The sequence below is a fragment of the Ketobacter sp. genome, assembly GCF_003671495.1.
In the GTDB taxonomy this organism is placed as follows: Bacteria; Pseudomonadota; Gammaproteobacteria; order Pseudomonadales; family Ketobacteraceae; genus Ketobacter.
This window is the reverse complement of sequence record NZ_RCHN01000034.1, coordinates 138,375-161,360: the sequence shown is the minus strand read 5'-3', so window position 1 is coordinate 161,360 and position 22,986 is coordinate 138,375. Positions and strand designations below refer to the sequence as shown.

Below are 22,986 nucleotides of genomic sequence, written 5' to 3'. Positions count from 1 at the left end.
TGTTCTTGATGTTTTTCGAGGACACGATAATATCACTGGTGCGCAATGAACTCCCGGCATTCGCCCTGAGCACTTCGGCAGGCTCATTAAGGAGAACTGGAATCTCTTTAGGCGGTGTCGGGAGAGATTCGGTAGAATAGTCAGTGCCAGAATTTGACCTTTTTTGCCGGCAGTAGAGGGGATGGGCGCCTACACAGGATTGGTGGTTCTTTTACCCGGTTTGGTTTGGCTCAGACCCTGTTGAACGGGGCTATCGGTAAAAAAAAGAAATTATTTCCAAGTTATTTCTGAGCATGGTATTTTTCGTGGTATATGGAATTCGTCGATTTGTAACTATATGAAAAATAAGAAAAATAAATGATTATTTACAATCGAGTGGGAGTAAATTGAACGGGAGTATACCGTCGGCTATCTGATAACAGTTGTCCAAACCTGGGGGCGCAGGTATTGTTGCTGAATCTTTGATCCCGGTTCAGTCCACCCTTGAGGATACGTTCGATGAGCAGGCTCCCTCTCTCCCTGATAGTTGTGCTGGTTCTGGCGGCAAGTGGTTGTGGTGACAGTGACGATTCGACCCAGGCCGCGCAGACCGCAGCGGCGCCAAAAGCCGAAGCGCCCGCACCCAAGCCTGCGAAGGCGGCTACGGCCTCCCAGTATGCCGGGCCAGATATAGCCGGTCTGTACCTGGGGATGAGCCCGGATGAGGTGAAGGCCGTTCTGTCAGCCTACGACCCCGCCATGCGGGTTCAGGAAAGCAGCCAGTTCTTCGAATACAGCGCACTGGGAAAACGCTATAAAACCGAGCGCTTCCTGGTGCTCACCCAGGGGCAGATGCCTGGTGGCAGTGTGGTGCTCAGCGCAGGCTACACCTTTCCGCCGGAAGCGCCCCGTGTAGTGGCCATCACCCGAACTCACCGTCAAACCTCAGAACCCCTGACCCAGGCCGACTATGCCAAGGCACTGATCGAGAAGTACGGCACCCCGGTTGAAGATGTAAAGAACGACAGGGCCGGTGCGCAGGCAGAACGCATTCTGAAATGGAAACTGCCCGGCAGTGGCAACATCGATTGCGTACACAGTGCCTCCATCGGCAACGGGGTGCTGGATCGCTTTGTGAAAGACGGCAGGAAGATGGCAGTGGAAACGGTGACGCCGGCCTACGCAGCGCAATGCAATGGTGTATTCGAGTACACCCTGCGCGGTGAGCCGGTTACCCAGGCCAATGGAACCCTCTTCGATGTGCGGGCACTGGCCAAGTCTGAATTTGAGACGCAAGCCTGGGTGCAGCAACAGGTGGCAGAAAAATCCAAAACCGGTACCCAGGCGCCGAAACTGTGATGGCCAAACGGCAACTCTACAGCATCGGCTACGCCACCAAACCCATTGCGGTGTTTTTAGCGCAATTGCAGCAATATGGGATCAGTGCAGTGGCCGATGTGCGCTCCGTTCCCTATAGTAAAGCCTTCCATGACTATCATCAGGAAGCGTTTGCTGCCACTCTGAAGTCCAACGGCATCCATTACGTTTATCTCGGTGCCGAGTTGGGCCCCCGTTCCAGGGACGACCATCACTATGATGCCTGTGGTCAGGTGCAGTTTGATCGACTGGCTCAATCGCCGCTCTACCTGCAAGGGGTAGAGCGGTTGCAGAATGGCTTGGATAAGGGCTTGAATATCGCGCTGATGTGTGCGGAAAAAGACCCTGCCGATTGTCACCGCAGTTTATTGATCGGTTTCGACCTGAAGCGGCGCCTGGGGCTGGAGCTGGCCCACATCACCCACGACGGTGGTATCGAAACCCAACCACAATTGGAGCAGCGCATGGCGGAAACCCATGGTGCCGCTCAGGATCTGTTTGCATCGCCGGAGCAGTTGGTTGAGCTGGGTTGCCGGGCGCAGTCGAAACTGAAAGCCTATCGGAGACCCGAGTGAGCCACCAGGAGCAGGAAGATATACGCTGGATGCGACGTGCGTTGGAATTGGCGCGGCAGGCGGAACAGGAACAGGAGGTTCCGGTGGGGGCGGTCATCGTGCGCGATGGTGTGGTGTTGGGGGAAGGGTTCAACCAGCCCATCGCGCGTTGCGATCCTACCTGCCACGCCGAGATTGTTGCCCTGCGGCAAGCCTGTGCCAATGAGCGCAACTACCGCATTCCCGGGGCAACCCTGTACGTGACCGTGGAGCCTTGCTCCATGTGTGCCGGCGCGATTCTGCATGCTCGCATTGATCGGGTCGTGTTTGGGGCGGACGAACCCAAAGCCGGTGCGCTGATCAGTGCCCAGCGTTTCTTTGATCAACCCTTTGTGAATTACGCGGTGGCCTACGAGGGCGGTTGTCTGGCACAGGAATGCAGTGCCCTGATGAGTGATTTTTTTGCCGCGCGCCGTAAGCTGAAGCGTCAGTTAAAAGCAGACCCGCCGGCAGATCCCAAGCCCTAGTGCACCAGCCCAACGCGCATGGCCACCACGCTCTGTGGGGTGGGGGTGTGGCGGTGGTAATCCCGCTCCGTTGCCCACACCAGAGCCTCGTAATAACGGCGAATGTTACGCACGTACACCACCGACTGCGCTCCGGAACGGGCGCGCCCGTGGCGGGTCTGGCTGTAGACTTCGCGCCGCAGCAATAAAGGCAGTTTCTGGCGCACATCAAACCAGTTGTCCGGGTTCATGCCGTCTTTCTTGGCCAGGCGGCGGGCGTCCATCAGGTGTCCGTAACCCACATTGTAGGCGGCAAGGGCAAACCAGGTGCGATTGGGCTCGGCAATGGAGGCCGGCAGGCGCTGATAGAGTTTGTTGAAGTAGTGGGCGCCCCCCAGAATGCTCTGCTCCGCATCCCGCCGGTTGGTTACGCCCATCTCTTTGGCGGTGCGCTGGGTCAGCATCATCAGGCCGCGTACCCCGGTGGGCGAGATGGCGTTGGGGTTCCACAGGGACTCCTGGTAGCCAATGGCCGCCAGCAGTCGCCAATCCATATTCAACTCCTTCGCCACGGTTTTGAATGTATCTTCGTATTTCACCAGACGCGAATCCAGGTGCGCCAAAAAGGTACGCGCGCCCACGTAATCAAATGCCCGATGGCCAAAAAAGCGGATGCGTAGTTCTTCCAGCGCACCGCTCTCATTGACCTCATTGAAGAACAGTTCAGCGGAGGTGAACAGCGAGGCGTCCGTGGCGCTGGAGAAGGCCCAGGCCAGTGGCTCCGGGTCTTTGAGTTCGAACGAGCTGCTTAATTCAGGAAACACTGAGCGATAGGTGTTGAAGACATTGGAATCCACCACCGCGAAATCCGCCTGGCCGTCGTTGACCATGTTCAACAGGGTGAGGGCGGAGCTGTTGTGTTTTTCTTCCCAGGTTAATTCCGGGTAGTCCTGCTGCAATCGGGACAGGTTTTCCGAGTGGCTGCTGTTGGCGATCACCACCAGCTTTTTGCCCAGCAGGTCTTCCACCACCTTGGGAGTGGGCTGGTCCGAGTGAAAAATCAGTTGCTGGGTGATTTGCTGATAAGGGGAGGAAAAGCGGAACTCCCGGCTGCGTTGGGGGGTGACCGTCAGGCCGGCCGCGGCCATGTGGACCTCGCCCCGGCGCACGGCCTGCAACAGATCCCCCAGATCCGGGTAGGTGCGGACTTTCAGCTCAACGCCCAGAAATTCGGCATAGGCTTTGGCCAGCTCGAACTCAAACCCGGTGGGGCGATCCATCTCCTGATAATAGGTGGTGGGCCCTTCCTGGGTGGCCACGATCAGCTCTCCCGCCTGCTGAACCTGTTCCAGCAGCGGCAGATTGGGCTGGCACGCCGGAACCAGCAGGAATCCTGCAGCCAGCGCGGCGCCCATGATTGTTCTGATCAGCCATGTAATCGAGTTCATAATCCGAGTTCGTGTTGCTACTGAATCCCTGTCGCGTCGTTAGACGCTTGTCTGTCCCAATGGTGCCCAATGCAGTCAATGTTGACCCTGTTCCGCACATCCTGCGGGGTGAGCTAAATGCCTGTTTTATCCCGGTCCGCAAGGACAGGGGTCACAAAAGAGCAGTTAAACTGCTCAAAATTTGTATAAAAAGTGAACGAATTATATAGGCATCCCGGCCTGAAGTCGACTTCATTATGTAACAGATCGCATAAAGAGCCTGCTTTATATACAAATTGCGAATTTAAATGTGATGTATTTTACACTTGATCGGTTTTGCAGCCTTATCGGTCCTTGCCTACGCTTAAGTGATGGACTGAATCGACTGTGAGGGGCGTGATAAATGGCTGCCAATGTAAAGAACGTGGGCGCTTTGGCCGGTTTCGGCGTGGTACAGCTGGGCTACCTGGCCTGGGCTGTGGCGGGCTCAGACGGCATGATGGCAACCTTGGGCGGGGCGGTGGTGCTGGCGCTGATATCCGGTGCCGTGGCGCTGGCCGCGTTAAACCAGGGCGCGCGGGGTGAAGATAGCGTCAGTGCGTTCCTGCGGGAGGTGTTGTCCGGCAAAAAACGGCTGGATAGCCGTCTGGAGGAAGAGGGGCCGGTTGCCCTGGCCGTTAACGAAACCATGGCCCATTTTCAGGAAGTGTTTGAACGGGTGTCCGGCAATCTGGACCGCATCAAGGTGATGAGCCGTGAATTGAGCAAACTATCCGGTTCCGGCAGCACCAATATAGACCGTGAGATCCAGGAGGTGCTGGAGGCCACTTCCACCATGGGGGCCGCCGTACACGATGCCTCCCAGAATGCCGCCACCGCGGCCCAGGCCGCCCGGGATGCCAGCTCGGAGGCCGACAGTGGCCAACAGGTGGTGAACAACGTCACCAACGCCATCCATTCTCTGGCCGATGAGGTTGAGCGTGCTGCCACCGCCATTCAAAAGCTGGAAGCGGATACCGAATCCATCGGTGCCATCCTGGAAGTGATTCGGGGGATTGCGGACCAGACCAACCTGCTGGCGTTGAATGCCGCCATTGAAGCCGCCCGGGCCGGAGAACAGGGCCGTGGTTTTGCCGTGGTGGCCGATGAGGTGCGGACCCTGGCCCAGCGCACCCAGGAGGCGACCCAGGAAATCAATGACATGATCGCCCGGCTGCAGGATGGTTCGAAAAACGCGGTGGGCGTCATGGCGGAAGGGCGCAAGCAGGCCGAGCGCAGTGTGGAGCAGGCGTTAAAGGCCGGTGAATCGCTGCAGGCCATCACCGGGGCCATTGCCTCCATCAGTGCCATGAACGAGCAGATTGCGGCAGCCGTAGAGCAGCAGACCGCGGCCGCGGATGCCATCAACCGGACGCTCCACACCATGGGCGATGTGACAGCCGGCAAGGCCAACCACGGCCAGGAGCTGGGTCGGCTGAAGCAGGAGATCGAAAGCACCGCCGGCGAATTGGAAAACATCGTCAATCGCTACGTGGGTTAAGCCCATGGGGAAGCACTCCGGCCGCGGGGTGCTTCCTGTTCTCATTTCCCCGCCGTCCCGACTCTGCCGTCGATTGGCAGCACCAGGAAAAGCCGTTGCGCCTTTCTCCCCCCTGACACTTCCTTTATAATCCCGCCTTTCCGAATTCCACACCTATGACCAGCCGAGACCCTGATGTTACAACTTCGTGGTGCCCCCGCTTTATCGTCTTTCCGTCACGCCAAACTGCTCGCCGAGCTTCAGGCTCAAGTGCCTGAAATAAAAGATGTTTATGCTGAGTATGTGCACTTTGCCGAAGTCCTGGAGCCGTTGACCGCCCCCGAAAATGAAGTGCTGCAGACGATTCTTCAGTACGGGCCCAGCGCACGCGTACAGGAGCCAGCGGGCCAGTTGGTGCTGGTAGTGCCCCGCCCCGGAACCATTTCCCCCTGGTCATCCAAGGCCACCGACATTGCCCACAACTGCGGTTTGAGCAAGGTGCAGCGGCTGGAGCGCGGGGTGGCGTACTATCTGAGCGGGTCGCTGAGTGCCGAGCAGGTGCAAGCGGCGGCCACAGTGCTGCACGATCGCATGGTGGAAGCGGTGCTGACCGATCTGGATCAGGCCCAGGCGTTGTTCCGTCACGATCAACCGGCCCCCATGACCCAGGTGGACATTTTAAGCGGCGGCCGCGATGCCCTGGCGAAGGCCAACGTCGAGCTGGGTCTGGCCCTGGCGGACGACGAAATCGATTACCTGGTAGAAAGCTTCAACGAACTGAAGCGCAACCCCACCGACGTGGAGCTGATGATGTTCGCCCAGGCGAACTCCGAGCACTGCCGTCACAAGATCTTCAACGCTGACTGGGTGGTGGATGGCGAAGCCCAAAGCCATTCCCTGTTCAAAATGATCAAGAACACCTACCAGTGTGGGGGCGAGGGCGTGCTGTCGGCCTACGCCGATAACGCGGCGGTGATCGAAGGCCCGGTGGCGGGGCGGTTCTACCCCAATCCCCAATCCAAAGCCTACGAGTTCCATCAGGAGCCCGTGCACATCCTGATGAAGGTCGAGACCCACAACCACCCCACGGCCATCGCGCCGTTCCCCGGTGCCTCCACCGGTGCCGGGGGTGAGATTCGCGATGAAGGCGCCACCGGCCGGGGTTCGCGCCCGAAAGCGGGTCTGACCGGTTTTACCGTGTCCAACCTGAACATTCCCGGCTTCACGCAGCCGTGGGAAGGCAATTACGGCAAGCCCGGCCGCATCGTGTCCGCACTGGACATCATGATCGAAGGCCCCTTGGGCGGTGCCGGTTTCAACAATGAATTCGGCCGCCCCAACATCAACGGCTACTTCCGCACCTATGAGCAGAACGTCACCACGGTGAACGGGCAAGAAGTGCGCGGTTACCACAAGCCCATCATGATCGCGGGCGGTTACGGCAACATCAAAGCCGAGCACGTCGAAAAAGGCGGCATTCCCGTGGGCGCCAAACTGATCGTGCTGGGTGGCCCGGCCATGTTGATCGGCCTGGGCGGTGGCGCGGCCTCCTCCATGGCCACTGGCGCCAGTGCCGAGGATCTGGATTTTGCCTCGGTGCAGCGGGACAACCCCGAAATCGAGCGCCGTTGTCAGGAGGTCATCGACCAGTGCTGGCAGCGGGGCGAGGCCAACCCCATCAGTTTTATTCATGACGTGGGCGCGGGCGGTTTGAGTAACGCCATGCCCGAGCTGGTGAAAGACGGCGGCCGCGGCGGCAAGTTCGAGCTGCGCAACGTGCCCAACGACGAACCCGGCATGTCTCCGCTGGCGATCTGGTGCAACGAATCCCAGGAACGCTATGTGCTGGCGGTGGCCCCCGAGAACCTGGCGGAATTCGATGCCATCTGTAAGCGGGAGCGTTGCCCCTATGCCGTGATCGGTGAGGCCACCGCAGAAATGCACCTCACCGTGCATGACGACCACTTCGGCAACAACCCGGTGGATCTGCCCATGCCGGTGTTGTTCGGCAAGCCGCCCAAAATGCTGCGGGAATACAACCAGCAAACGGCAGAACTGCCCGCGCTGGATCTGTCGGGCGTGGATGTGAAAGACGCCGCCTACCGCGTGCTGCGTCTGCCCGCCGTGGCCAGTAAAAAGTTCCTCATCACCATTGGCGACCGCACGGTAACCGGCCTGGTAACCCGCGATCAGTTTGTGGGCCCCTGGCAGGTGCCGGTGTCCGATCTGGCGGTGACCACCACCACCCTGGACACCTACACCGGCGAAGCCATGGCCATGGGGGAACGCACCCCGGCTGCCTTGATCAACGCGCCCGCCTCTGGCCGCATGGCCATCGGTGAGGCCATCACCAACATCGCCTGCGCCCGCATCGGCAAGCTGTCAGACGTGCGCCTGTCGGCCAACTGGATGTGCGCCGCCGGTTACCCTGGTGAAGACCAGGCCCTGTTCGAGACGGTGAAAACCGTGGGCATGGAGCTGTGCCCCGAGCTGGGCATCACCATCCCTGTGGGCAAGGATTCCATGTCCATGCGCACCGTATGGGAAGACGCCGGCGAGCAGAAGAGCGTGACCGCGCCCCTGTCGCTGATCATCTCGGCGTTCTCACCCGTGTTGGACGTGCGCAAAACCGTCACACCGCAATTGCAAACCGGCACCGACAGCCGCCTGCTGTTGATCGACTTAGGCAACGGTAAGAACCGCCTGGGCGCCACGGCGTTGGCGCAGGTGTACAACCAGCTGGGTAACGATTGCGCCGACGTGGACAGCGGCGCACAGCTGAAAGCCTTCTTCAATCTGATTCAAGCCCTGTTGCAGGATGACAAACTGCTGGCCTACCACGACCGTTCCGACGGCGGCCTGCTGGCCACCCTGTGCGAGATGGCGTTCGCCGGTCACAGCGGCCTGAGTGTCGACGTGTCGGCACTGGGTGACGTGGTGCCCGCCCTGTTCAACGAAGAACTGGGTGCGGTGATTCAAGTGAGTTCGGCCGATGCAGCGGTCATCCTGGCGCAAGCCCAGCAAGCCGGGTTGAGCGCCTTTGACTTGGGTGCACCGGTGGATGGCGAGCAGGTCACCATCGCTCACAACGGCCAAACCGTACTGGCGGAATCGCGCATTGCGCTGGAGCAGGCCTGGGCCGAAACCAGCTTCCGCATTCAAAGCCTGCGGGACAACAGTGCCTGTGCCCAGCAGGAGTTTGATCAGATCGCCCGCGCCGATGACCCGGGCTTTTCACCCAGGCTGAGCTTTGATCCACAAGACAACGTGGCGGCCCCCATGATCAACACTGGGGTGAAGCCGAAGGTGGCTGTGCTGCGGGAGCAGGGCGTAAACGGCCACATCGAAATGGCCGGTGCCTTCCATGCGGCGGGCTTTACGCCCATCGACGTGCACATGAGCGACATCCTGACCGGCAAGATCACCCTGGATGACTTCCACGGCCTGGTGGCCTGTGGTGGTTTCTCTTACGGTGACGTGCTCGGCGCCGGTGAAGGCTGGGCCAAGTCCATCCTGTTCAACAGCCTGGCGCGGGATCAGTTTGCTGCGTTCTTCCAGCGCGACAACGCCTTTGCGCTGGGGGTGTGTAACGGCTGTCAGATGATGAGCAACCTGCATTCGCTGATTCCCGGTGCCGACTACTGGCCCCACTTTGTGCGCAACCAGTCCGAGCGCTTTGAAGCGCGGGTGAGCATGGTGGAGGTGCAGCAATCCAACTCCATTTTGCTGCAAGGCATGGAAGGCTCCCAGCTGCCCATCGCCGTGGCCCATGGCGAAGGCCGTGCTGAGTTCAAGGCAGCGGATCAAATCGCCCAGGCGCAGCAAGCGGGCGGCATCGCCCTGCGCTATGTGGACAACTGGGGCAGCGTGACCGAAACCTACCCGGCCAACCCCAACGGCTCGCCGCAGGGCATCACCGGCCTCACCAACGCCGATGGCCGCGTCACCATCATGATGCCGCATCCGGAGCGGGTGTACCGCACGGTGCAAAACTCCTGGTATCCAAAAGAATGGGGACAAGACGGCGTTTGGCTGCGATTATTCCGTAACGGACGCAAGTGGTTGGGGTAAGTTTAAACGCAATCTCCAGGTTTGAAGTGCAGGGTTCGCCTTGCACTTCTCCAACCCCGAATGGTGTCAAACCCAAGTCATGCTATAAAAATAACAAGAAGAGGTATCCAAGAATGCGCAGCCAGTTCTCTGTCGCCCTCCTGCTCTCATCAACATTTCTGCTCAGCGCCTGTGGCAACGATGCCCAGCGCCAGCAACTGGCGCAAGATCATGTGCGCAAACTCAACAAGGCCTCCGAATTCTTTTATGTCGAACACAAAAAGTGCCCCGAATCCCCCAATGATCTGGCGCGCCTGTTTACCGGCAAGGATGAGAACAGCACCGATTTCTCCAAAGACCCTTGGGGTAACGACTTTGTAATGTACAAGGCCCACAACGGCAAAGCCTGCCATTTCAAATCCCTGGGTGCCGATGGCAAAGAGGGTGGCGCCGGCATGGCGGCTGATATCCTGCAAACGGAAGTGGCAGGCTGATGTACAAACTGGTTTTCTTTGTTCCAGAGGAGCACAAAGAAGCGGTAAAAGCTGCAGTGTTTGCCACCGGTGCCGGGAAAATGGGCGACTACGAGGCCTGTTGCTGGGAAGTGCCGGGGCAGGGCCAGTTTCGCCCGTTGGCAGGTGCCAACCCGTTCATCGGTGCAACCGGTAACCTGGAAACCGTTGCAGAGTATCGCGTGGAACTGGTGTGCCACGATGATTTGATTCGCAAGGCGGTGGCGGCCCTGAAATCCGCTCACCCTTATGAAGAGCCGGCCTACGATGTGATCAGGCTGGAAAAGCTTTAGTGGGAATCTGCAGAACCCGGTTCCGTGCTTACATGGCGGCCCGGGTTTGGCTGGGGCGGTTGGCCCAGTAAATCACTTTTCGATTCAGGATCTGCGCATCAATGGGCTTGCACAGGTAGTCGTTCATGCCCGCCTGAATACACAGATGGCGGTCTTCTGACATGGCGTTGGCGGTCACTGCGATGATGGGAATGTTGTGGTAGTCCGCATCGGAATTGCGAATGCGGCGGGTGGCTTCAAAACCATCCATGATCGGCATCTGGCAATCCATTAACACCAGATTGATTCTGTGACGCTCCAGTTTCTCCAGGGCTTCGGCGCCATTGCTGGCGCTGACCACCTCATAGCCGTATTTTTTCAGCAGACCTTTTACCACCAGTTGGTTCACCGGGTTGTCTTCGACTACCAGCACTGTGAGGGTTTTCAGCTGAGGCTGACGGGCTTTGAAATGTTCGTTGTAGCGCTCGGTGAGTTCGTTGGTCTGGTAGTGGCAGGGGAGGGAAATGGTAAAGGTGGAACCGATGCCAGGTTGGGACACAAAGCTTATGCTGCCGCCCATTTTGTCCAGCAGGGATTTCACCACGCTCAAGCCAATGCCCAAGCCCCCGTAGCCTCGCTTGATGTTGCCATCACCGCGCCGAAAGGTTTCAAAAATCTGCTCCTGTTTGTCGGCTTCAACCCCAATGCCGGTATCCGAAACGCGGACTTCCAGTTGCAGCAGTCGGCTTTCAGGTTGGATGGCACTGCTGCTCAGCTGCACGTCGATCTGGCCTTCATGGGTGAATTTTACTGCGTTATCCAGCAGATTATTCAGCACCTGGCTTAAGCGTTCAGGATCGCCAAACAGAATCAGTGGGGTGTTCTCATCGATACTGACCGAAAGCTGAATGCCCTTTTTCTTGCAGCTGTCGATGAATAGCTTGTGTGAGCGGTCCACCAGTTCGTGAATCTTCAGCGGTTCGTTCTGAATGCTGAGTTTGCCAGACTGCAACTCGGTGTAGGCCAGCAGGCTGTCCACCATCATCATCATCTGGCGAGCCGAACGATCGGCAAAATTCAGGTAGGGGTTGGTGGATTCCGCATGGCCCCCGTACTGCAGATGCTGGAGGCAGCCGAGGACACCGTTCATGGGGGTGCGCAGCTCGTGGCTGATGGTGGCCAGGAACTCATCCTTCAGCAGGTTGGTTTGCCTCAGGTAGTCGTTCATTTCCTGCAGGTAGTGTTTGGCTTCCCGTTCACTTTTGGCCTTTTCCTTGTTGATCTGGTTCAGGCGCTCTGCCAGTGCAAACGACAGCACCACTATTTCCACAGCGGAACCGATCATAAACGAATTGGTGGTGAGGAAATTGGCCGGTATCCAACCCATCGAGGCAAAGGCCAGGGCAACACCGCCCCCCAACAGGGTGAAGTACGCCAACAGGAACAATTTTGCCGTGGAGTTACCTTTCAGGCTCTCCTGCACCGATGTGACCAACATGATCGCAGACACAAACAGTGCCAGCGCAATCACCGTGCGGATCACCACCTCGTAGGGCAGCACCAGGCTCACCAGAGCCGAGGCGGCTTCCAGCACCAGTAGTATGCAACACAGGTAGTACATCAATTGCGAGTTGCGTTGCAGATCCATCACTCGAATGCCAAATGCCACGATGAACAAACCAACGGCACTGACGGAAAACGGCAGCATGAATTCATTGATGCGGGGGTGTTCCGGCCAGATGTACTCGAACCCGTAGCCGGTCATACACAGTTGGAATGTCCCCAGGGAAAAGATGTAGGCAATGTAGTAGAAATAGGAGATGTCCCGCACCGTCGCCAGCAGGCAGAAATTGTAGAAGAACATCAAAAACAGGATGCCGAAATAGGTGCCCTCGGTGAGCAGGCGCGGCCGTTGCTGGTCATAGAAGGCAGAGGGCTCCCAGATCCGGATGGGCATGCGCAGGGAGCTTGTGCTTTTCACCCGGATGTAAATGTCCAGTTGATCCGCAGGTTGGAAGTCAACGGGAAAGATGAACCAGGTGTGGTCCATGGGCCGGGTATCAAAATGGCGGGCATCACCGGTCAGCCATTGCTGCACCAGTTTGCCGTTGCGCACCACGTAAAATTCCACTTCATCCAGCAGTGAATATTCCAATGCAAAAAAGCGCGTGGATTGGGGAGCATCGGCCGCCAGGTGAAAGCGCCCGTGTAACCAGAACGCCGAGCTGGAGTAACCCTTATTCAGAGCTTCATCAGAGCCTGGAGTGAACAGGTCGTCGTAGGTTTGCTCCAGCAGGCCGTCGATGGTCAGACTGGAAGAAGCGTCTTCCAGGTGGGAGAAATAACGATCACTGTGATCGACCGAGCCCAATTCCGCCAGGTCTACCGACGGGGAGGCATAACTGACTGAAACCAGCAGAAGAGTCAGTAGAAAACTAAGTGATTTCAGAAAAATTCCTGTGCCCAACATGCGCCCCGAAAACCCAGTACAGCTTCTTTATTGAGTGTAGCAGCGGCCTGCAGGGGTGGCCGCCGACGGGGGCAAAAAATTCGTGCTCAGGGTTTACGGTAGGGGGGTACCAGGTCCTCGCTGCGTACGGGATAAACGTCGCTTTTGCGATCTTCAAAATAGTGCTTGAGGGTGCGCTGAATGGTGGGAAAGGCCAGCTCCTGCCAGGGAATCTCATGTTCTTCAAAGAGTTGGGTCTCGAGGCTTTCCACTCCGACGCCGTATTGCCCGTCAATCACCTCGGCCCGGTAGAACAGATAGACCTGGCTGATGTGCGGTAAATTGAACACGGTGTACAGGCCGTGGATGTTCACCCTGGCCTCGGCCTCTTCGATGGTTTCCCGGGCCGCAGCTTGCGCGCTGGTTTCCCCGTTTTCCATGAACCCGGCTGGCAGGGTCCAGTAGCCTTTGCGTGGTTCAATGGCACGGCGGCACAGCAATACTTTGCCGTCATAGGTGGGCAAGGTGCCGGCGATAATGCGGGGGTTGATGTAGTGAATGATGCCACACTCGTTGCACACGTGGCGTTCCCGGTTGTCGCCTTCCGGGATGGTAAAAGACACTTCAGACCCGCACTCACTACAATATTTCATCTGTCTACTGACCACCATTGAACACGGTGGCCAGTATAAAGCTTCTGTCAGCGGAATCCCAATGGATAACGGAGGCTATCAGGCCCGGCGGAACGGTAAGACCTTGCCTTCCTCCACTTCCCGGGAAGGGGTATTCAGATACCCGGGGGTCGCGTTGCCAGCGGCTTCGTTCAGGGTCTGGCGCAAGCGATCAAAGGAGTCGTGCATCATGCCGGAAATGGCGATGCAGGCTGCCATGGGGCTCTTGGCGCGACGGCGTTCCATATCCACACGGAATTGCAGGCCGCGCAGCTTGCGACGGTATTTTTCGGGTGCTTCCTGAATCACGCGGTCGCACAGTTCAACTCGCAATCGTTCCAAAGCTTCTGGATCACGCTGTGCCATTTCCCTAAGCTTGTCGAACTCCGGTAAATCGTAGCTCATGGGTCGTACCTCTTTCAGCTAACCAATCACGCCTGGGTGTATTGGCTTCCTGCCCCCAATGTGAAAATTGTAAGAATGCGTGGGATGCCCAATAACTAATTAAGTTATAAAAATTTGCAATCCCTGAATCCTATACTACCCTTATCCGCCCGCTTGTATAGGCTTGAACTTTCCCCCCAACTCTGCCCGGCAGGCTGTTATTAACAGAATCTGTTTATAACCTTGGCAACTAAGGCTGAAAAATCAGCCATTTAAATTCACCCTGTATGCTTTGTTTCAGTGCGTAGTGATTTTGTGATGGTATAGATTATTTCGTTCTCAAATGGGCGGGTTTGCCACTTGAAACCGTTCACATTTCCCGGCATGTTGGAATAATTGTTGATCAATTTCAGATACCTGCGAATGCCCCGTCGATGCAGGCATCGACGGGTGGGTCGGCGGACCGGTTTGTACCCGCCCGGTCAGGTCAGATGAAGTAATCCAGGTCAGCTTGAATTAAGTCAGGTCAGTTTCAGAAAAAGGAGTCCCGATGGACTGGTTGTCCCGCATTCGCAGTCAGGCGCCGTTGCATCATCCTGGTGAACGAGCGCTGTCCGAGGCCGAAGCGGCGGTGTTGATTGCCATCACCGACCACGGCAACGCGCCGGAGGTGGTGCTGACCCGGCGTGCCGATCACCTGAGCAGCCATGCCGGGGAGGTGGCGTTTCCCGGTGGCAAGTGTGATCCCGAAGATGAGTCCGTATTCGCCACGGCGCTCAGGGAGAGCTACGAAGAGGTGCAGCTGCCGCCGGACCAGGTGGAACTGGTGGGCCCCATGCCGTTTTCCGTATCCAAAATGGGACTGAAAGTTGTGCCCGTAATCGGTATCATTCCCCACCAATTGGAGCTGGTGGCCAGCGAAGATGAAATCCACAGCATTTTTCGGGTGCCGTTACAGTATTTTCTGGAAACCCCGCCACCGGACTTCACCGAAAAAGAATATCAGGGCGTGCGCTACCGTATCCCCTGTTACAACTACGACGGCTATGTGATCTGGGGGCTGACCGCCTACTTCATCACGGATTGTTTCAACCGGATCTTTGATACCGGCTTCGAATTGAGAATGCCGCAGCTACAAACACCAAATGCAACACAATGAGGGGCGTGCATGATTTATCGTCTGGGTGACAAACAGGTGGAAATTCGGGGCGAGGATTACTTCGTCGCCCACAATGCCACGGTGATCGGCTCTGTGATTCTGGAAAACAACGCCAGTGTCTGGTTCAACTGTGTGGTGCGGGGGGATAACGACCCCATCACCATTGGTGCCGGTACCAACATCCAGGACGGATCGGTACTGCACACCGATGCCGGGGTGCCGTTGACCATCGGCAGCAATGTGACCGTGGGCCACAAGGTCATGCTGCACGGTTGCGAAATCGGCGACAACACCCTGATCGGCATTAATGCGGTGGTGTTGAACAACGCCAAGATCGGTAAAAACTGCATTATTGGCGCCAATGCCCTGGTGCCTGAAGGCAAGGTGATCCCCGATAACAGCATGGTGCTGGGATCCCCGGGCAAGGTAGTGAAAGAGCTGACGGAAAAGCATGAAATGATCATCCGCATGAGCGCTCTGCACTACGTGGAAAATTTCAAACGGTACAAACGGGACTTTCAGGTTGATGAGCGATTCCAGTAGTAAAGTGAAACCCGACATTGTGATGTCTCCCTGCGTGGGGGTCTGCGCCCTGGACGATGACGACGTCTGCATTGGCTGCCTGCGCTCCGGCCAGGAGATCACCCAGTGGGGCTATGTGGATAACGACGGCAAGCGGGCGATTCTGCGTAATGTGGAAGCGCGCCTGCGCCAGAGCAAATTTTAAGGAACCCCTATGACGACCATTGGTACGCCTTTATCGGACAGCGCCACCCGGGTGTTGATGTGTGGCTGTGGCGAGCTTGGCAAAGAGGTGGTGATTGAGCTGCAGCGCCTGGGGTGCGAAGTCATCGCCGTAGATCGTTACCCCAATGCCCCCGCCATGCAGGTGGCCCATCGCAGTCATGTGATCTCCATGCTGGACGGGGCGGCCTTGCGGGCAGTCATTGAGCAGGAAAAGCCCCACTACATTGTGCCGGAGATCGAAGCCATCGCCACCGCCACGTTGGTGGAGTTGGAGCAGGAAGGCTTCACGGTGGTCCCCACCGCCCGCGCGGCGCAGTTGACCATGAACCGGGAGGGCATCCGCCGCCTGGCTGCCGAAGAGCTGGGCCTGAAAACCTCACCCTATCGTTTTGCTGCCAGTAAAGACGAGTATCTGGCCGCCATCGACAGCATCGGACTGCCCTGCGTGGTGAAACCCATCATGAGCTCCTCTGGTAAAGGCCAGAGCACGGTCAAGACCAGCGCGGATGTGGAAGCGGCCTGGACTTATGCTCAGGAGGGCGGTCGTGCCGGTGCCGGTAAAGTGATCGTGGAAGGCTTTGTGGATTTTGATTTCGAAATCACGCTGCTAACGGTGCGTCACGAAGGGGGCACCACATTCTGCGAGCCCATCGGGCATCGTCAGCAGGACGGTGACTATCGGGAATCCTGGCAACCACAGCCCATGAGTGAGTCGGCGTTGCAGAAAGCGCAGCAGGTGGGGGCGGCCGTCACCGAAGCCCTCGGTGGGCGCGGCCTGTTCGGGGTGGAGCTGTTTGTGAAAGGGGATGAGGTGATCTTCAGCGAGGTCTCCCCACGCCCACACGACACCGGTTTGGTGACCCTTATTTCCCAGGATCTGTCTGAATTTGCCTTGCACGCCCGTGCCATTCTGGGCCTGCCCATCCCGGTGATTCGTCAGTTCGGCCCGGCGGCCTCGGCGGTGATCCTGAAGCAGGGCAAGTCCACGTGCATGCGTTATGGGAACCTGGCGGCGGCCCTGCGCCAGCCGGATACCCAGCTGCGCCTGTTCGGCAAGCCTGAGATCAACGGCAGCCGTCGGCTGGGTGTAGCGTTGGCTCTGGCGGAGGATGTACCGTCTGCCGTGACCAAAGCCTGCCAGGCGGCAGACGCAGTGGACGTGAGTTTTTAGCGCACACACCCAACAACGGTTTCCGCACAATCTGCTTTCGGGAGACGGTATGAATCCATCTGCAAATCCTCCAATGAAAATCGGTGTGGCGTTGGGCAGTGGTTCGGCCCGGGGTTGGGCCCATATCGGTGTGCTCAAACAGCTGCACGCCATGGGCATCGAGCCCCATGTGGTGGTGGGGACCAGTATCGGAGCCTTGGTAGGAGGCTGTTACGCTGCGGGCAAGCTGCAGCAGTTGGAAGACTGGGTGGTGAGCCTGGGCTGGCGGGACGTGGTGAGCCTGTTGGACGTCAAGCTCAGCGGCGGTCTGATCGAGGGGCGCAAGGTATTCCAGTTCTTCGATGAGCACATGCCGGACCTGAAGTTTGAGCAGCTGCAGAAAACCTTTGCCGCGGTCGCCACGGATCTGGAAACCGGGCGTGAGATCTGGCTGCAGCATGGCCATCTGGCGGAAGCCATTCGGTCATCCATCTCCCTGCCGGGATTATTTACCCCCTACAAGGCCCAGAACGGTCGCTTTCTGGTGGATGGTGGTCTGGTCAACCCGGTGCCGGTGTCCCTGTGCCGGGCCATGGGGGCGGACCTGGTGATTGCAGTCAACCTGAATGCGGAAATCGTGGGTAAGCACCTGCGGAATTCCCGCCGCCCCAGCGATGAGTTCGTGGAACAGACTCAGGATTCCGGTGCAGAGGAAAGCACCGAGCAAAAGCAGATTCGCCGGGCAGAGTCCGACTTCTTCCAGAAAGTATCGCAACTGTTCAGCGATGGTCAGCGGGATACCTCAGCCAATACCGAATCCGCCCCCGGGGTGATGGAGGTGGTGGCCACGTCCCTGAATATCATGCAGGATCGAATTACCCGCAGCCGCATGGCCGGCGACCCGGCGGACCTGGTGATTACCCCGCGACTGGCACATATTGGGTTGATGGAATTCTACCGGGCCGAGGAAGCCATCAAAGAGGGGGAGAACACCGTCCGTCTGGCTGAACGTCAGTTGCAGAATCTCCTGGGCGAGGAGCTTCATGAAGCGCAATGAGACCTGCTTCCCTGTTTTCCCGGGACGGTTAAACAGTTTATCGAACCCGACAGACAGCGCCTGCCCCTGACCGCCTTTGCAATCCGGGCAGTCAATCTATACTGTTGTTATTATTCATGGAATTACCCTATCTTTAGTCAGCCGGTAACAGGGGAGCCGCAGAGGTTATGTTAAAGCTGCAATTCAAGGATCAGCGTCAGCCACCGGTTTGGCTGGTGGAATCTGTGACCACCATCGGCTCAGACCCCAAAAATCACATTGTCATCAAAGAAGAGGGTGTTGAGCCCCAGCACGCTGAAATCCGCAAGGACGGCGACGCGCTCTACCTCACCGACCTGGGCAGCTTCCGTGGCACCAGTGTCAACGGCAGCAAGATCAAGGCGAATTTCCAGCTGCGCTCCGGCGATGCCATCCAGGTGGCCAGTGTGGAATTGATGATTCTGGACCCGCAGCAGGGCGCTACCGACAAAAAAGAGGCGCTGAGCCCCCGCAGCGAATGGACCATTATGGCGTTGTCGGGCCCTTTGAAAGGCAAGAGCATACCCATTCACGGTTCCATGGTGTTCGGTCGTTCCAGCAGTTGCGATATTCAGATCAGTGATGCCCACATGTCCCGTCGCCATGCCGAGATCAATCTCAAGCAGGGCGTGTTACGCCTGGTGGACCTGCAGTCCTCCAATGGCACCTGTGTCAATGGCAAAACCATTGGCGAACAGGTGCTGAAGCCGGGGGACAAGATCAGCTTTGATCATCTTACCTTTCTGGTGGCCGGCCCCTTGGGAGCCGGTGCGGCGGTACCGGAAGAGGAAGACGATGATGAGGCCACCGTATTCCGTGCAGCCCCGATTCCCCGGGCGCCAACGCCTCCCAAACCGGCCGCCACCAGTCTGCCCAAGACCAACGCCAAGGTGGAGCAGGCGGTGTCCGCTCCGCCCCCCAAGAGCAATGTCGGGATGATCATCGGCGGTATTGTGCTGGTGCTGGCCATCGCCGGCGGCGGCGTGTTTATGTTGCTGCAGGGGTAGCTTTCTTGCGGGCGGGCTTCATGTTCGTCACCCGGGCGGTTTTCACCAGATTGTCTTTGATCTGTATGGTTTCAAAGCGGTAGTTACCGATGGTGAAGCACAGGTTGTGTTCGGGAATGGTTTCCAGGTGCTCGGTGATCAGGCCGTTCACCGTCTTGGGCCCCTTGGTGGGCAGGTGCCATTTCAGGGCCTTGTTGACGTCGCGGATCGTGGCCAGACCATCAATAATGAAGGAGCCGTCTTCCTGGGGGTGGATATCCTGGCTGCTGGCGGCGTAATCGGTGGTGAATTCCCCCACAATCTCTTCCAGGATGTCTTCCAGGGTCACGATGCCCTGCACGTCACCGTATTCATCCACCACAAAACCCATACGGCGTTTCACTTTCTGAAAGTTCACCAGCTGGACGTGGAGCGGGGTGCCCTCTGGCACAAAATAGGGCTCCACCGCCTGCTGCATGATTTTGGCCTTGTTCAGGTCGTCGTCCATCAGCAGGCGACTGATCTTGCGCAGGTGCAACACCCCTACCGGAGAGTTGAGATCCGATTTGAAGACCGGCAACCGGGTGTGCTGGGTGGACTGCAGGGCCTTGATTATGTCGTCGGTATCCTCATCCAGGTCGATGCCAATGACCTCATGCTTGGGGATCATGATGTCGTCCACCGTGACCTCTTCCAGGTCAAGGATGCTGAGCAGCATCCCTTTGTGGCGGGTGGGCAGAATCGCGCCGGATTCCGTCACCACGGTGCGCAGTTCCTCCCGGCTCAGGTGATCCGAGCCAATTTCCTCCGCTTTCACCCCGACCATACGCAGCAGGCCGTTACTGATGGCGTTCACCAGCCAGACAAAAGGATAAAGCACCACCAGCAGGGGGCGCAGAATCAGACTGGCAGGAAAGGCAATCGCTTCCGGTTTGAGGGCCGCCAGGGTCTTGGGGGTCACCTCTGCGAACACCAGGATGACCAGGGTCAGCACGGCGGTGGCAATGGCGATTCCGCTGTCTCCCCACAGGCGTATGGCAATGATGGTGGCGATGGATGAGGCCAGAATGTTGACAAAATTGTTACCAATCAGGATCACGCCGATCAGTCGGTCCGGCCGGTTCAGCAGGTTATCCACCCGCAGGGCTGCACGGTCCTTGCTTTTCACCAGGTGGCGCAGCCGGTAGCGGTTGAGGGACATCATCCCGGTTTCCGAGCTGGAAAAGAAGGCGGACATCAGGATCAGGACGCCGAGGATGCCGAACAATATGGAGATAGGGATGTCGTTCAAAAGGTAAGCCCGTTATACGCGGTCCAAAATCACTTCCAGTACCACCTTGGAACCGAAGTAGCCCAGGGTGAGCAAGACAAAACCGGTCATGGTCCACTTGACCGCCACCATGCCACGCCAGCCCCACAGGTTGCGACCAAACAGCAGCAGCCAGAGAACCGCCCAGGCACCCAGGGCAAACACGGTTTTATGCAGCAGGTGCTGGGCAAAAAAATCGCTGACAAAGATAAAGCCGGTGCCGATGGCTAGGGTCAGCAGCACCATGCAGATGGAAATCAGATCGAACAGGGTGCTTTCCATGGTTTGCAGGGGTGGCAGCAGGGTCAGCAGGTCGTGCAGGTGGCGGTGCTTCAGTTGATAGTTCTGAATCCACAACAGGATGGATTGGGAGAGCGCCAGTGCCAGCACACAATAGGCCGAAATGGACAGCAGGATATGGGCGATGACCCCGGTGTTCAGGTGGGGGTTGGGGAGCCCGTGATCGGTGAACAGCAGCGCGATACAAAGGCCGACGATGGCCACCGGATAGGCGGGCGCCAGCAGGGATTCGATGTGGCGGTAATAGGCAACGATGGTGCCGGTGGCCGCCAGGACCAGGGAAAACAGCGCAGCCATGGTGGTGACGCCCAGCTGGACTCCGGCCTCCTGGAACAGCGCGTCAAACAGAAAGTAAAGGTGCAGAAGCCCACCCGCTGTGGCCATTCCCAAGAGCAAAGCGCGGTTTACCTGAACATCCGTCTTGAGGCTTTTTATGATTAGTACGGTGGACATGCCGTAGCACAGACAAGCCAGAATGCCTGCAAAGATCGCCAAATTCACGGCGTGCTTTAGCTCCTTACCCGTTTCGTGTAGGGGCTAAGTTTCTCACAAGGCTGTCAATAATGAAACTGGCTGCGTTATACTTGCCGTTTCAAGTTTTTAGTACGCGATGAAGATACCGTTATGTTTGATAACCTGACCGAACGACTCAGTAACAGCCTGCGCAGCGTCACCGGCAAGGCCCGGCTCACTGAGGACAATATAAAAGAAACTCTGCGGGAAGTCAGAATGGCCCTGCTGGAGGCGGATGTCGCCCTGCCGGTGGTCAAGGAATTCGTCGACAAAGTGAAAGAGCGGGCCGTTGGGCAGGAGGTCATGAAGAGCCTGAGCCCCGGTCAGGTCTTCATCAAGATTGTGAACCAGGAGCTGGTGCACATGATGGGGGATGCCAATGACGCCCTCAGGCTGAATGTGCAGCCCCCGGCAGTGGTGCTGATGGCCGGTCTGCAGGGGGCGGGTAAAACCACCACCGTAGGCAAGCTGGCCAAGTACCTCAAGGAGCGGGAGAAGAAAAAGGTTCTGGTGACCAGTGCTGACGTCTATCGCCCGGCGGCCATCAAGCAGCTGGAGACCCTGGCCGGTGATGTGGGGGCATTGTTCGTTCCCTCCAGCACTGAGGAAAAGCCCGTCGACATTGCCAACCGCGCCATTGCGGAGGCCCGCAAGCTGCATGCGGATGTGGTGATCATCGATACCGCCGGCCGTCTCGCCATCGATGAAGATATGATGAACGAGATCAAGGCCCTGCACAGTGCCATCAGCCCGGTGGAAACCCTGTTCGTGGTGGATTCCATGACCGGTCAGGATGCCGCCAATACCGCCAAGGCCTTTAACGATGCGCTGCCGCTCACCGGTGTGGTGCTGACCAAGGCCGATGGTGATGCCCGGGGTGGTGCGGCCCTGTCCGTGCGCCACATCACTGGCAAGCCCATCAAGTTCATCGGTGTGGGTGAGAAGACCGATGCCCTGGAGCCCTTCCACCCGGATCGAATCGCCTCGCGGATTCTGGGGATGGGGGACGTGCTCAGCCTGGTGGAGGAAGCCGAGCGCAAACTGGACAAGGACAAGGCCGACAAGCTGGCCAAGAAGCTGAAGAAAGGCAAGGGCTTCGATCTGGAAGACCTGCTGGAGCAGTTCCAGCAGATGAAGAAGCTGGGCGGCATGGCTGGCATGCTGGACAAACTGCCCGGTATGGGCGGTATGGCCCAGATGGCCCAGCAGGGCGGGGTGGCGGATAAAGAGTTGAAGAAGATGGAAGCCATCATCTATTCCATGACACCCCATGAGCGGCGCTTCCCGGATGTGATCAATGGCTCCCGCAAGAAGCGCATTGCCGCCGGTTCCGGCACCCAGATCCCGGATATCAACCGGGTGCTGAAGCAGCACAAGCAGATGCAGAAAATGATGAAGAAACTCACCGGCAAGGGCGCCAAGAACATGATGCGGGGCATGAAAGGCATGATGGGCGGCGGCGGTATGCCCGGTGGCGGTATGCCTCCGTTCAAGATGTAATCCGGCCAGCTGGCCGTTGCCTGGCGGGGTCTGCGGGCTCCGCTGTGGCATCCCGCGTAAAACCCTTTCATTTCCCCCCGAATTCCCTTAAAATCACGCGCCTCCCATGTCCTGCACACCCTCAATTTCCGGCAGTGGCACGGGCGAGAGCCTGTGGATTTAGCCCCTCTTGGCTCGAAAAGACGAAATAATTCAGTAGGTTACTGAACGCCAAAGGGCGCATTCAGGAGCCTGCTTTTACGTTGTAAAACGCTGAACAGATTGATTGTAAGAAGGAAAACGATACATGGTAACCATTCGATTGACTCGTGGCGGCTCCAAAAAGCGTCCTTTCTACCACCTGGTTGTAACCGATAGCCGTAATGCCCGTGATGGTCGTTACATCGAGCGAGTCGGCTTCTTCAACCCGCTGGCCAAGGGCCAGGAAGAGCGTGTACGCCTGGATCTGGCCCGTATTGAACACTGGGTAGGTCAGGGTGCACAGACTTCCGATCGTGTCGCTGCCCTGGTAAAAGACGCCAAGAAAGCCGCTGCTGCCGCTTAAGCA

General features: G+C 57.9%; 21 protein-coding genes. 15 read left to right on the top strand and 6 right to left on the bottom strand.

Going from position 1 to position 22,986, the window contains the following annotated elements; translation table 11 throughout:
* The first annotated feature begins 498 nt into the window (after window positions 1–498).
* Genes D9N14_RS16985 through tadA form a run of 3 tightly spaced genes read left to right on the top strand, consistent with a single transcriptional unit; the run spans window position 499 to window position 2,437 of the window.
* Window positions 499–1,338, top strand: coding sequence for a hypothetical protein (locus tag D9N14_RS16985; protein WP_290581899.1), 840 nt, complete (start codon window positions 499–501; stop codon window positions 1,336–1,338).
* A complete protein-coding gene (locus D9N14_RS16980; protein ID WP_290581897.1) occupies window positions 1,338–1,931 on the top strand; it encodes a DUF488 family protein in 594 nt (197 codons plus the stop codon). The genes D9N14_RS16985 and D9N14_RS16980 overlap by 1 nt, the downstream gene beginning before the upstream one ends.
* Window positions 1,928–2,437: a tRNA adenosine(34) deaminase TadA gene (tadA, locus tag D9N14_RS16975; RefSeq protein WP_290581895.1), complete on the top strand. Its 510-nt coding sequence runs from the start codon at window positions 1,928–1,930 to the stop codon at window positions 2,435–2,437. The genes D9N14_RS16980 and tadA overlap by 4 nt, the downstream gene beginning before the upstream one ends.
* Here tadA and mltF read toward each other — a convergent pair.
* Window positions 2,434–3,864, bottom strand: coding sequence for a membrane-bound lytic murein transglycosylase MltF (gene mltF / locus D9N14_RS16970; protein WP_290581893.1), 1,431 nt, complete (start codon window positions 3,862–3,864; stop codon window positions 2,434–2,436). The two genes, tadA and mltF, sit on opposite strands and share 4 nt — an antisense overlap.
* A gap of 382 nt (window positions 3,865–4,246) precedes the next feature.
* Here mltF and D9N14_RS16965 point away from each other — a divergent pair, with 382 nt between their 5' ends.
* The 4 genes from D9N14_RS16965 to D9N14_RS16950 all read left to right on the top strand — a co-directional run bounded on the left by D9N14_RS16965 (window position 4,247) and on the right by D9N14_RS16950 (window position 10,217).
* Entirely contained in the window at window positions 4,247–5,383 is a 1,137-nt protein-coding gene (locus D9N14_RS16965; protein ID WP_290581891.1) for a methyl-accepting chemotaxis protein, read from the top strand.
* Between the two features lie 174 nt (window positions 5,384–5,557).
* Window positions 5,558–9,433 carry a phosphoribosylformylglycinamidine synthase gene (purL, locus tag D9N14_RS16960; protein WP_290581889.1) on the top strand — a complete coding sequence of 1,292 codons (3,876 nt, stop codon included), beginning with the start codon at window positions 5,558–5,560 and terminating at the stop codon, window positions 9,431–9,433.
* A 113-nt stretch (window positions 9,434–9,546) separates the two neighbouring features.
* Complete coding sequence (locus tag D9N14_RS16955; RefSeq protein WP_290581887.1) at window positions 9,547–9,906, top strand: type II secretion system protein GspG; 360 nt, start codon at window positions 9,547–9,549, stop codon at window positions 9,904–9,906.
* Window positions 9,906–10,217 carry a YqfO family protein gene (locus D9N14_RS16950; RefSeq protein ID WP_290581885.1) on the top strand — a complete coding sequence of 104 codons (312 nt, stop codon included), beginning with the start codon at window positions 9,906–9,908 and terminating at the stop codon, window positions 10,215–10,217. The genes D9N14_RS16955 and D9N14_RS16950 overlap by 1 nt, the downstream gene beginning before the upstream one ends.
* 28 nt (window positions 10,218–10,245) lie before the next feature.
* Here D9N14_RS16950 and D9N14_RS16945 read toward each other — a convergent pair whose 3' ends face one another.
* The 3 genes from D9N14_RS16945 to D9N14_RS16935 form a co-directional block, all read right to left on the bottom strand.
* On the bottom strand, window positions 10,246–12,666 hold the full coding sequence (locus tag D9N14_RS16945) for a hybrid sensor histidine kinase/response regulator (RefSeq protein WP_290581883.1): 2,421 nt from the start codon (window positions 12,664–12,666) through the stop codon (window positions 10,246–10,248).
* Between the two features lie 86 nt (window positions 12,667–12,752).
* Window positions 12,753–13,298 carry an NUDIX hydrolase gene (locus D9N14_RS16940; RefSeq protein WP_290581881.1) on the bottom strand — a complete coding sequence of 182 codons (546 nt, stop codon included), beginning with the start codon at window positions 13,296–13,298 and terminating at the stop codon, window positions 12,753–12,755.
* A 78-nt stretch (window positions 13,299–13,376) separates the two neighbouring features.
* Window positions 13,377–13,721 carry a DUF3135 domain-containing protein gene (locus tag D9N14_RS16935; protein ID WP_290581879.1) on the bottom strand — a complete coding sequence of 115 codons (345 nt, stop codon included), beginning with the start codon at window positions 13,719–13,721 and terminating at the stop codon, window positions 13,377–13,379.
* Window positions 13,722–14,250: 529 nt separating this feature from the next.
* Between D9N14_RS16935 and D9N14_RS16930 the strand changes: the two genes are divergently transcribed.
* The 6 genes from D9N14_RS16930 (at window position 14,251) to D9N14_RS16905 (ending at window position 18,838) form a co-directional block, all read left to right on the top strand.
* Window positions 14,251–14,859 (top strand): CoA pyrophosphatase, encoded by a 609-nt coding sequence (locus tag D9N14_RS16930; RefSeq protein WP_290581877.1) that lies wholly within the window; start codon window positions 14,251–14,253, stop codon window positions 14,857–14,859.
* Between the two features lie 9 nt (window positions 14,860–14,868).
* Window positions 14,869–15,402, top strand: coding sequence for a gamma carbonic anhydrase family protein (locus D9N14_RS16925; protein ID WP_290581876.1), 534 nt, complete (start codon window positions 14,869–14,871; stop codon window positions 15,400–15,402).
* Entirely contained in the window at window positions 15,386–15,586 is a 201-nt protein-coding gene (locus D9N14_RS16920) for a DUF1289 domain-containing protein (RefSeq protein ID WP_290581874.1), read from the top strand. The genes D9N14_RS16925 and D9N14_RS16920 overlap by 17 nt, the downstream gene beginning before the upstream one ends.
* A 9-nt stretch (window positions 15,587–15,595) precedes the next feature.
* Window positions 15,596–16,777 (top strand): formate-dependent phosphoribosylglycinamide formyltransferase, encoded by a 1,182-nt coding sequence (purT, locus tag D9N14_RS16915; RefSeq protein ID WP_290581872.1) that lies wholly within the window; start codon window positions 15,596–15,598, stop codon window positions 16,775–16,777.
* 49 nt (window positions 16,778–16,826) lie between these two features.
* The gene (gene rssA / locus D9N14_RS16910) at window positions 16,827–17,813 is read left to right on the top strand and encodes a patatin-like phospholipase RssA (protein ID WP_290581870.1); all 987 of its coding nucleotides are present in this window, start codon (window positions 16,827–16,829) and stop codon (window positions 17,811–17,813) included.
* 167 nt (window positions 17,814–17,980) lie between these two features.
* Window positions 17,981–18,838, top strand: coding sequence for an FHA domain-containing protein (locus tag D9N14_RS16905; protein WP_290581868.1), 858 nt, complete (start codon window positions 17,981–17,983; stop codon window positions 18,836–18,838).
* Here D9N14_RS16905 and D9N14_RS16900 read toward each other — a convergent pair.
* The gene (locus D9N14_RS16900; RefSeq protein ID WP_290581867.1) at window positions 18,819–20,108 is read right to left on the bottom strand and encodes an HlyC/CorC family transporter; all 1,290 of its coding nucleotides are present in this window, start codon (window positions 20,106–20,108) and stop codon (window positions 18,819–18,821) included. The two genes, D9N14_RS16905 and D9N14_RS16900, sit on opposite strands and share 20 nt — an antisense overlap.
* 12 nt (window positions 20,109–20,120) lie before the next feature.
* Window positions 20,121–20,879 carry an inner membrane protein YpjD gene (locus tag D9N14_RS16895; protein ID WP_290581866.1) on the bottom strand — a complete coding sequence of 253 codons (759 nt, stop codon included), beginning with the start codon at window positions 20,877–20,879 and terminating at the stop codon, window positions 20,121–20,123.
* A 171-nt stretch (window positions 20,880–21,050) separates the two neighbouring features.
* Between D9N14_RS16895 and ffh the strand changes: the two genes are divergently transcribed.
* Together ffh and rpsP are read left to right on the top strand one after the other, a co-directional pair.
* Window positions 21,051–22,439 carry a signal recognition particle protein gene (gene ffh, locus D9N14_RS16890; RefSeq protein ID WP_290581864.1) on the top strand — a complete coding sequence of 463 codons (1,389 nt, stop codon included), beginning with the start codon at window positions 21,051–21,053 and terminating at the stop codon, window positions 22,437–22,439.
* A 286-nt stretch (window positions 22,440–22,725) separates the two neighbouring features.
* Entirely contained in the window at window positions 22,726–22,983 is a 258-nt protein-coding gene (rpsP, locus tag D9N14_RS16885) for a 30S ribosomal protein S16 (RefSeq protein WP_290581862.1), read from the top strand.
* Window positions 22,984–22,986 lie beyond the last annotated feature (3 nt).

Coding starts and splice junctions, on each gene's coding strand:
- D9N14_RS16985 (WP_290581899.1), top strand. CDS start 499: ATGAGCAGGCTCCCTCTCTCCCTGATAGTTGTGCTGGTTCTGGCGGCA.
- D9N14_RS16980 (WP_290581897.1), top strand. CDS start 1,338: ATGGCCAAACGGCAACTCTACAGCATCGGCTACGCCACCAAACCCATT.
- mltF (WP_290581893.1), bottom strand. CDS start 3,864: ATGAACTCGATTACATGGCTGATCAGAACAATCATGGGCGCCGCGCTG.
- D9N14_RS16965 (WP_290581891.1), top strand. CDS start 4,247: ATGGCTGCCAATGTAAAGAACGTGGGCGCTTTGGCCGGTTTCGGCGTG.
- purL (WP_290581889.1), top strand. CDS start 5,558: ATGTTACAACTTCGTGGTGCCCCCGCTTTATCGTCTTTCCGTCACGCC.
- D9N14_RS16955 (WP_290581887.1), top strand. CDS start 9,547: ATGCGCAGCCAGTTCTCTGTCGCCCTCCTGCTCTCATCAACATTTCTG.
- D9N14_RS16950 (WP_290581885.1), top strand. CDS start 9,906: ATGTACAAACTGGTTTTCTTTGTTCCAGAGGAGCACAAAGAAGCGGTA.
- D9N14_RS16945 (WP_290581883.1), bottom strand. CDS start 12,666: ATGTTGGGCACAGGAATTTTTCTGAAATCACTTAGTTTTCTACTGACT.
- D9N14_RS16940 (WP_290581881.1), bottom strand. CDS start 13,298: ATGAAATATTGTAGTGAGTGCGGGTCTGAAGTGTCTTTTACCATCCCG.
- D9N14_RS16935 (WP_290581879.1), bottom strand. CDS start 13,721: ATGAGCTACGATTTACCGGAGTTCGACAAGCTTAGGGAAATGGCACAG.
- D9N14_RS16930 (WP_290581877.1), top strand. CDS start 14,251: ATGGACTGGTTGTCCCGCATTCGCAGTCAGGCGCCGTTGCATCATCCT.
- D9N14_RS16925 (WP_290581876.1), top strand. CDS start 14,869: ATGATTTATCGTCTGGGTGACAAACAGGTGGAAATTCGGGGCGAGGAT.
- D9N14_RS16920 (WP_290581874.1), top strand. CDS start 15,386: ATGAGCGATTCCAGTAGTAAAGTGAAACCCGACATTGTGATGTCTCCC.
- purT (WP_290581872.1), top strand. CDS start 15,596: ATGACGACCATTGGTACGCCTTTATCGGACAGCGCCACCCGGGTGTTG.
- rssA (WP_290581870.1), top strand. CDS start 16,827: ATGAATCCATCTGCAAATCCTCCAATGAAAATCGGTGTGGCGTTGGGC.
- D9N14_RS16905 (WP_290581868.1), top strand. CDS start 17,981: ATGTTAAAGCTGCAATTCAAGGATCAGCGTCAGCCACCGGTTTGGCTG.
- D9N14_RS16895 (WP_290581866.1), bottom strand. CDS start 20,879: ATGTCCACCGTACTAATCATAAAAAGCCTCAAGACGGATGTTCAGGTA.
- ffh (WP_290581864.1), top strand. CDS start 21,051: ATGTTTGATAACCTGACCGAACGACTCAGTAACAGCCTGCGCAGCGTC.
- rpsP (WP_290581862.1), top strand. CDS start 22,726: ATGGTAACCATTCGATTGACTCGTGGCGGCTCCAAAAAGCGTCCTTTC.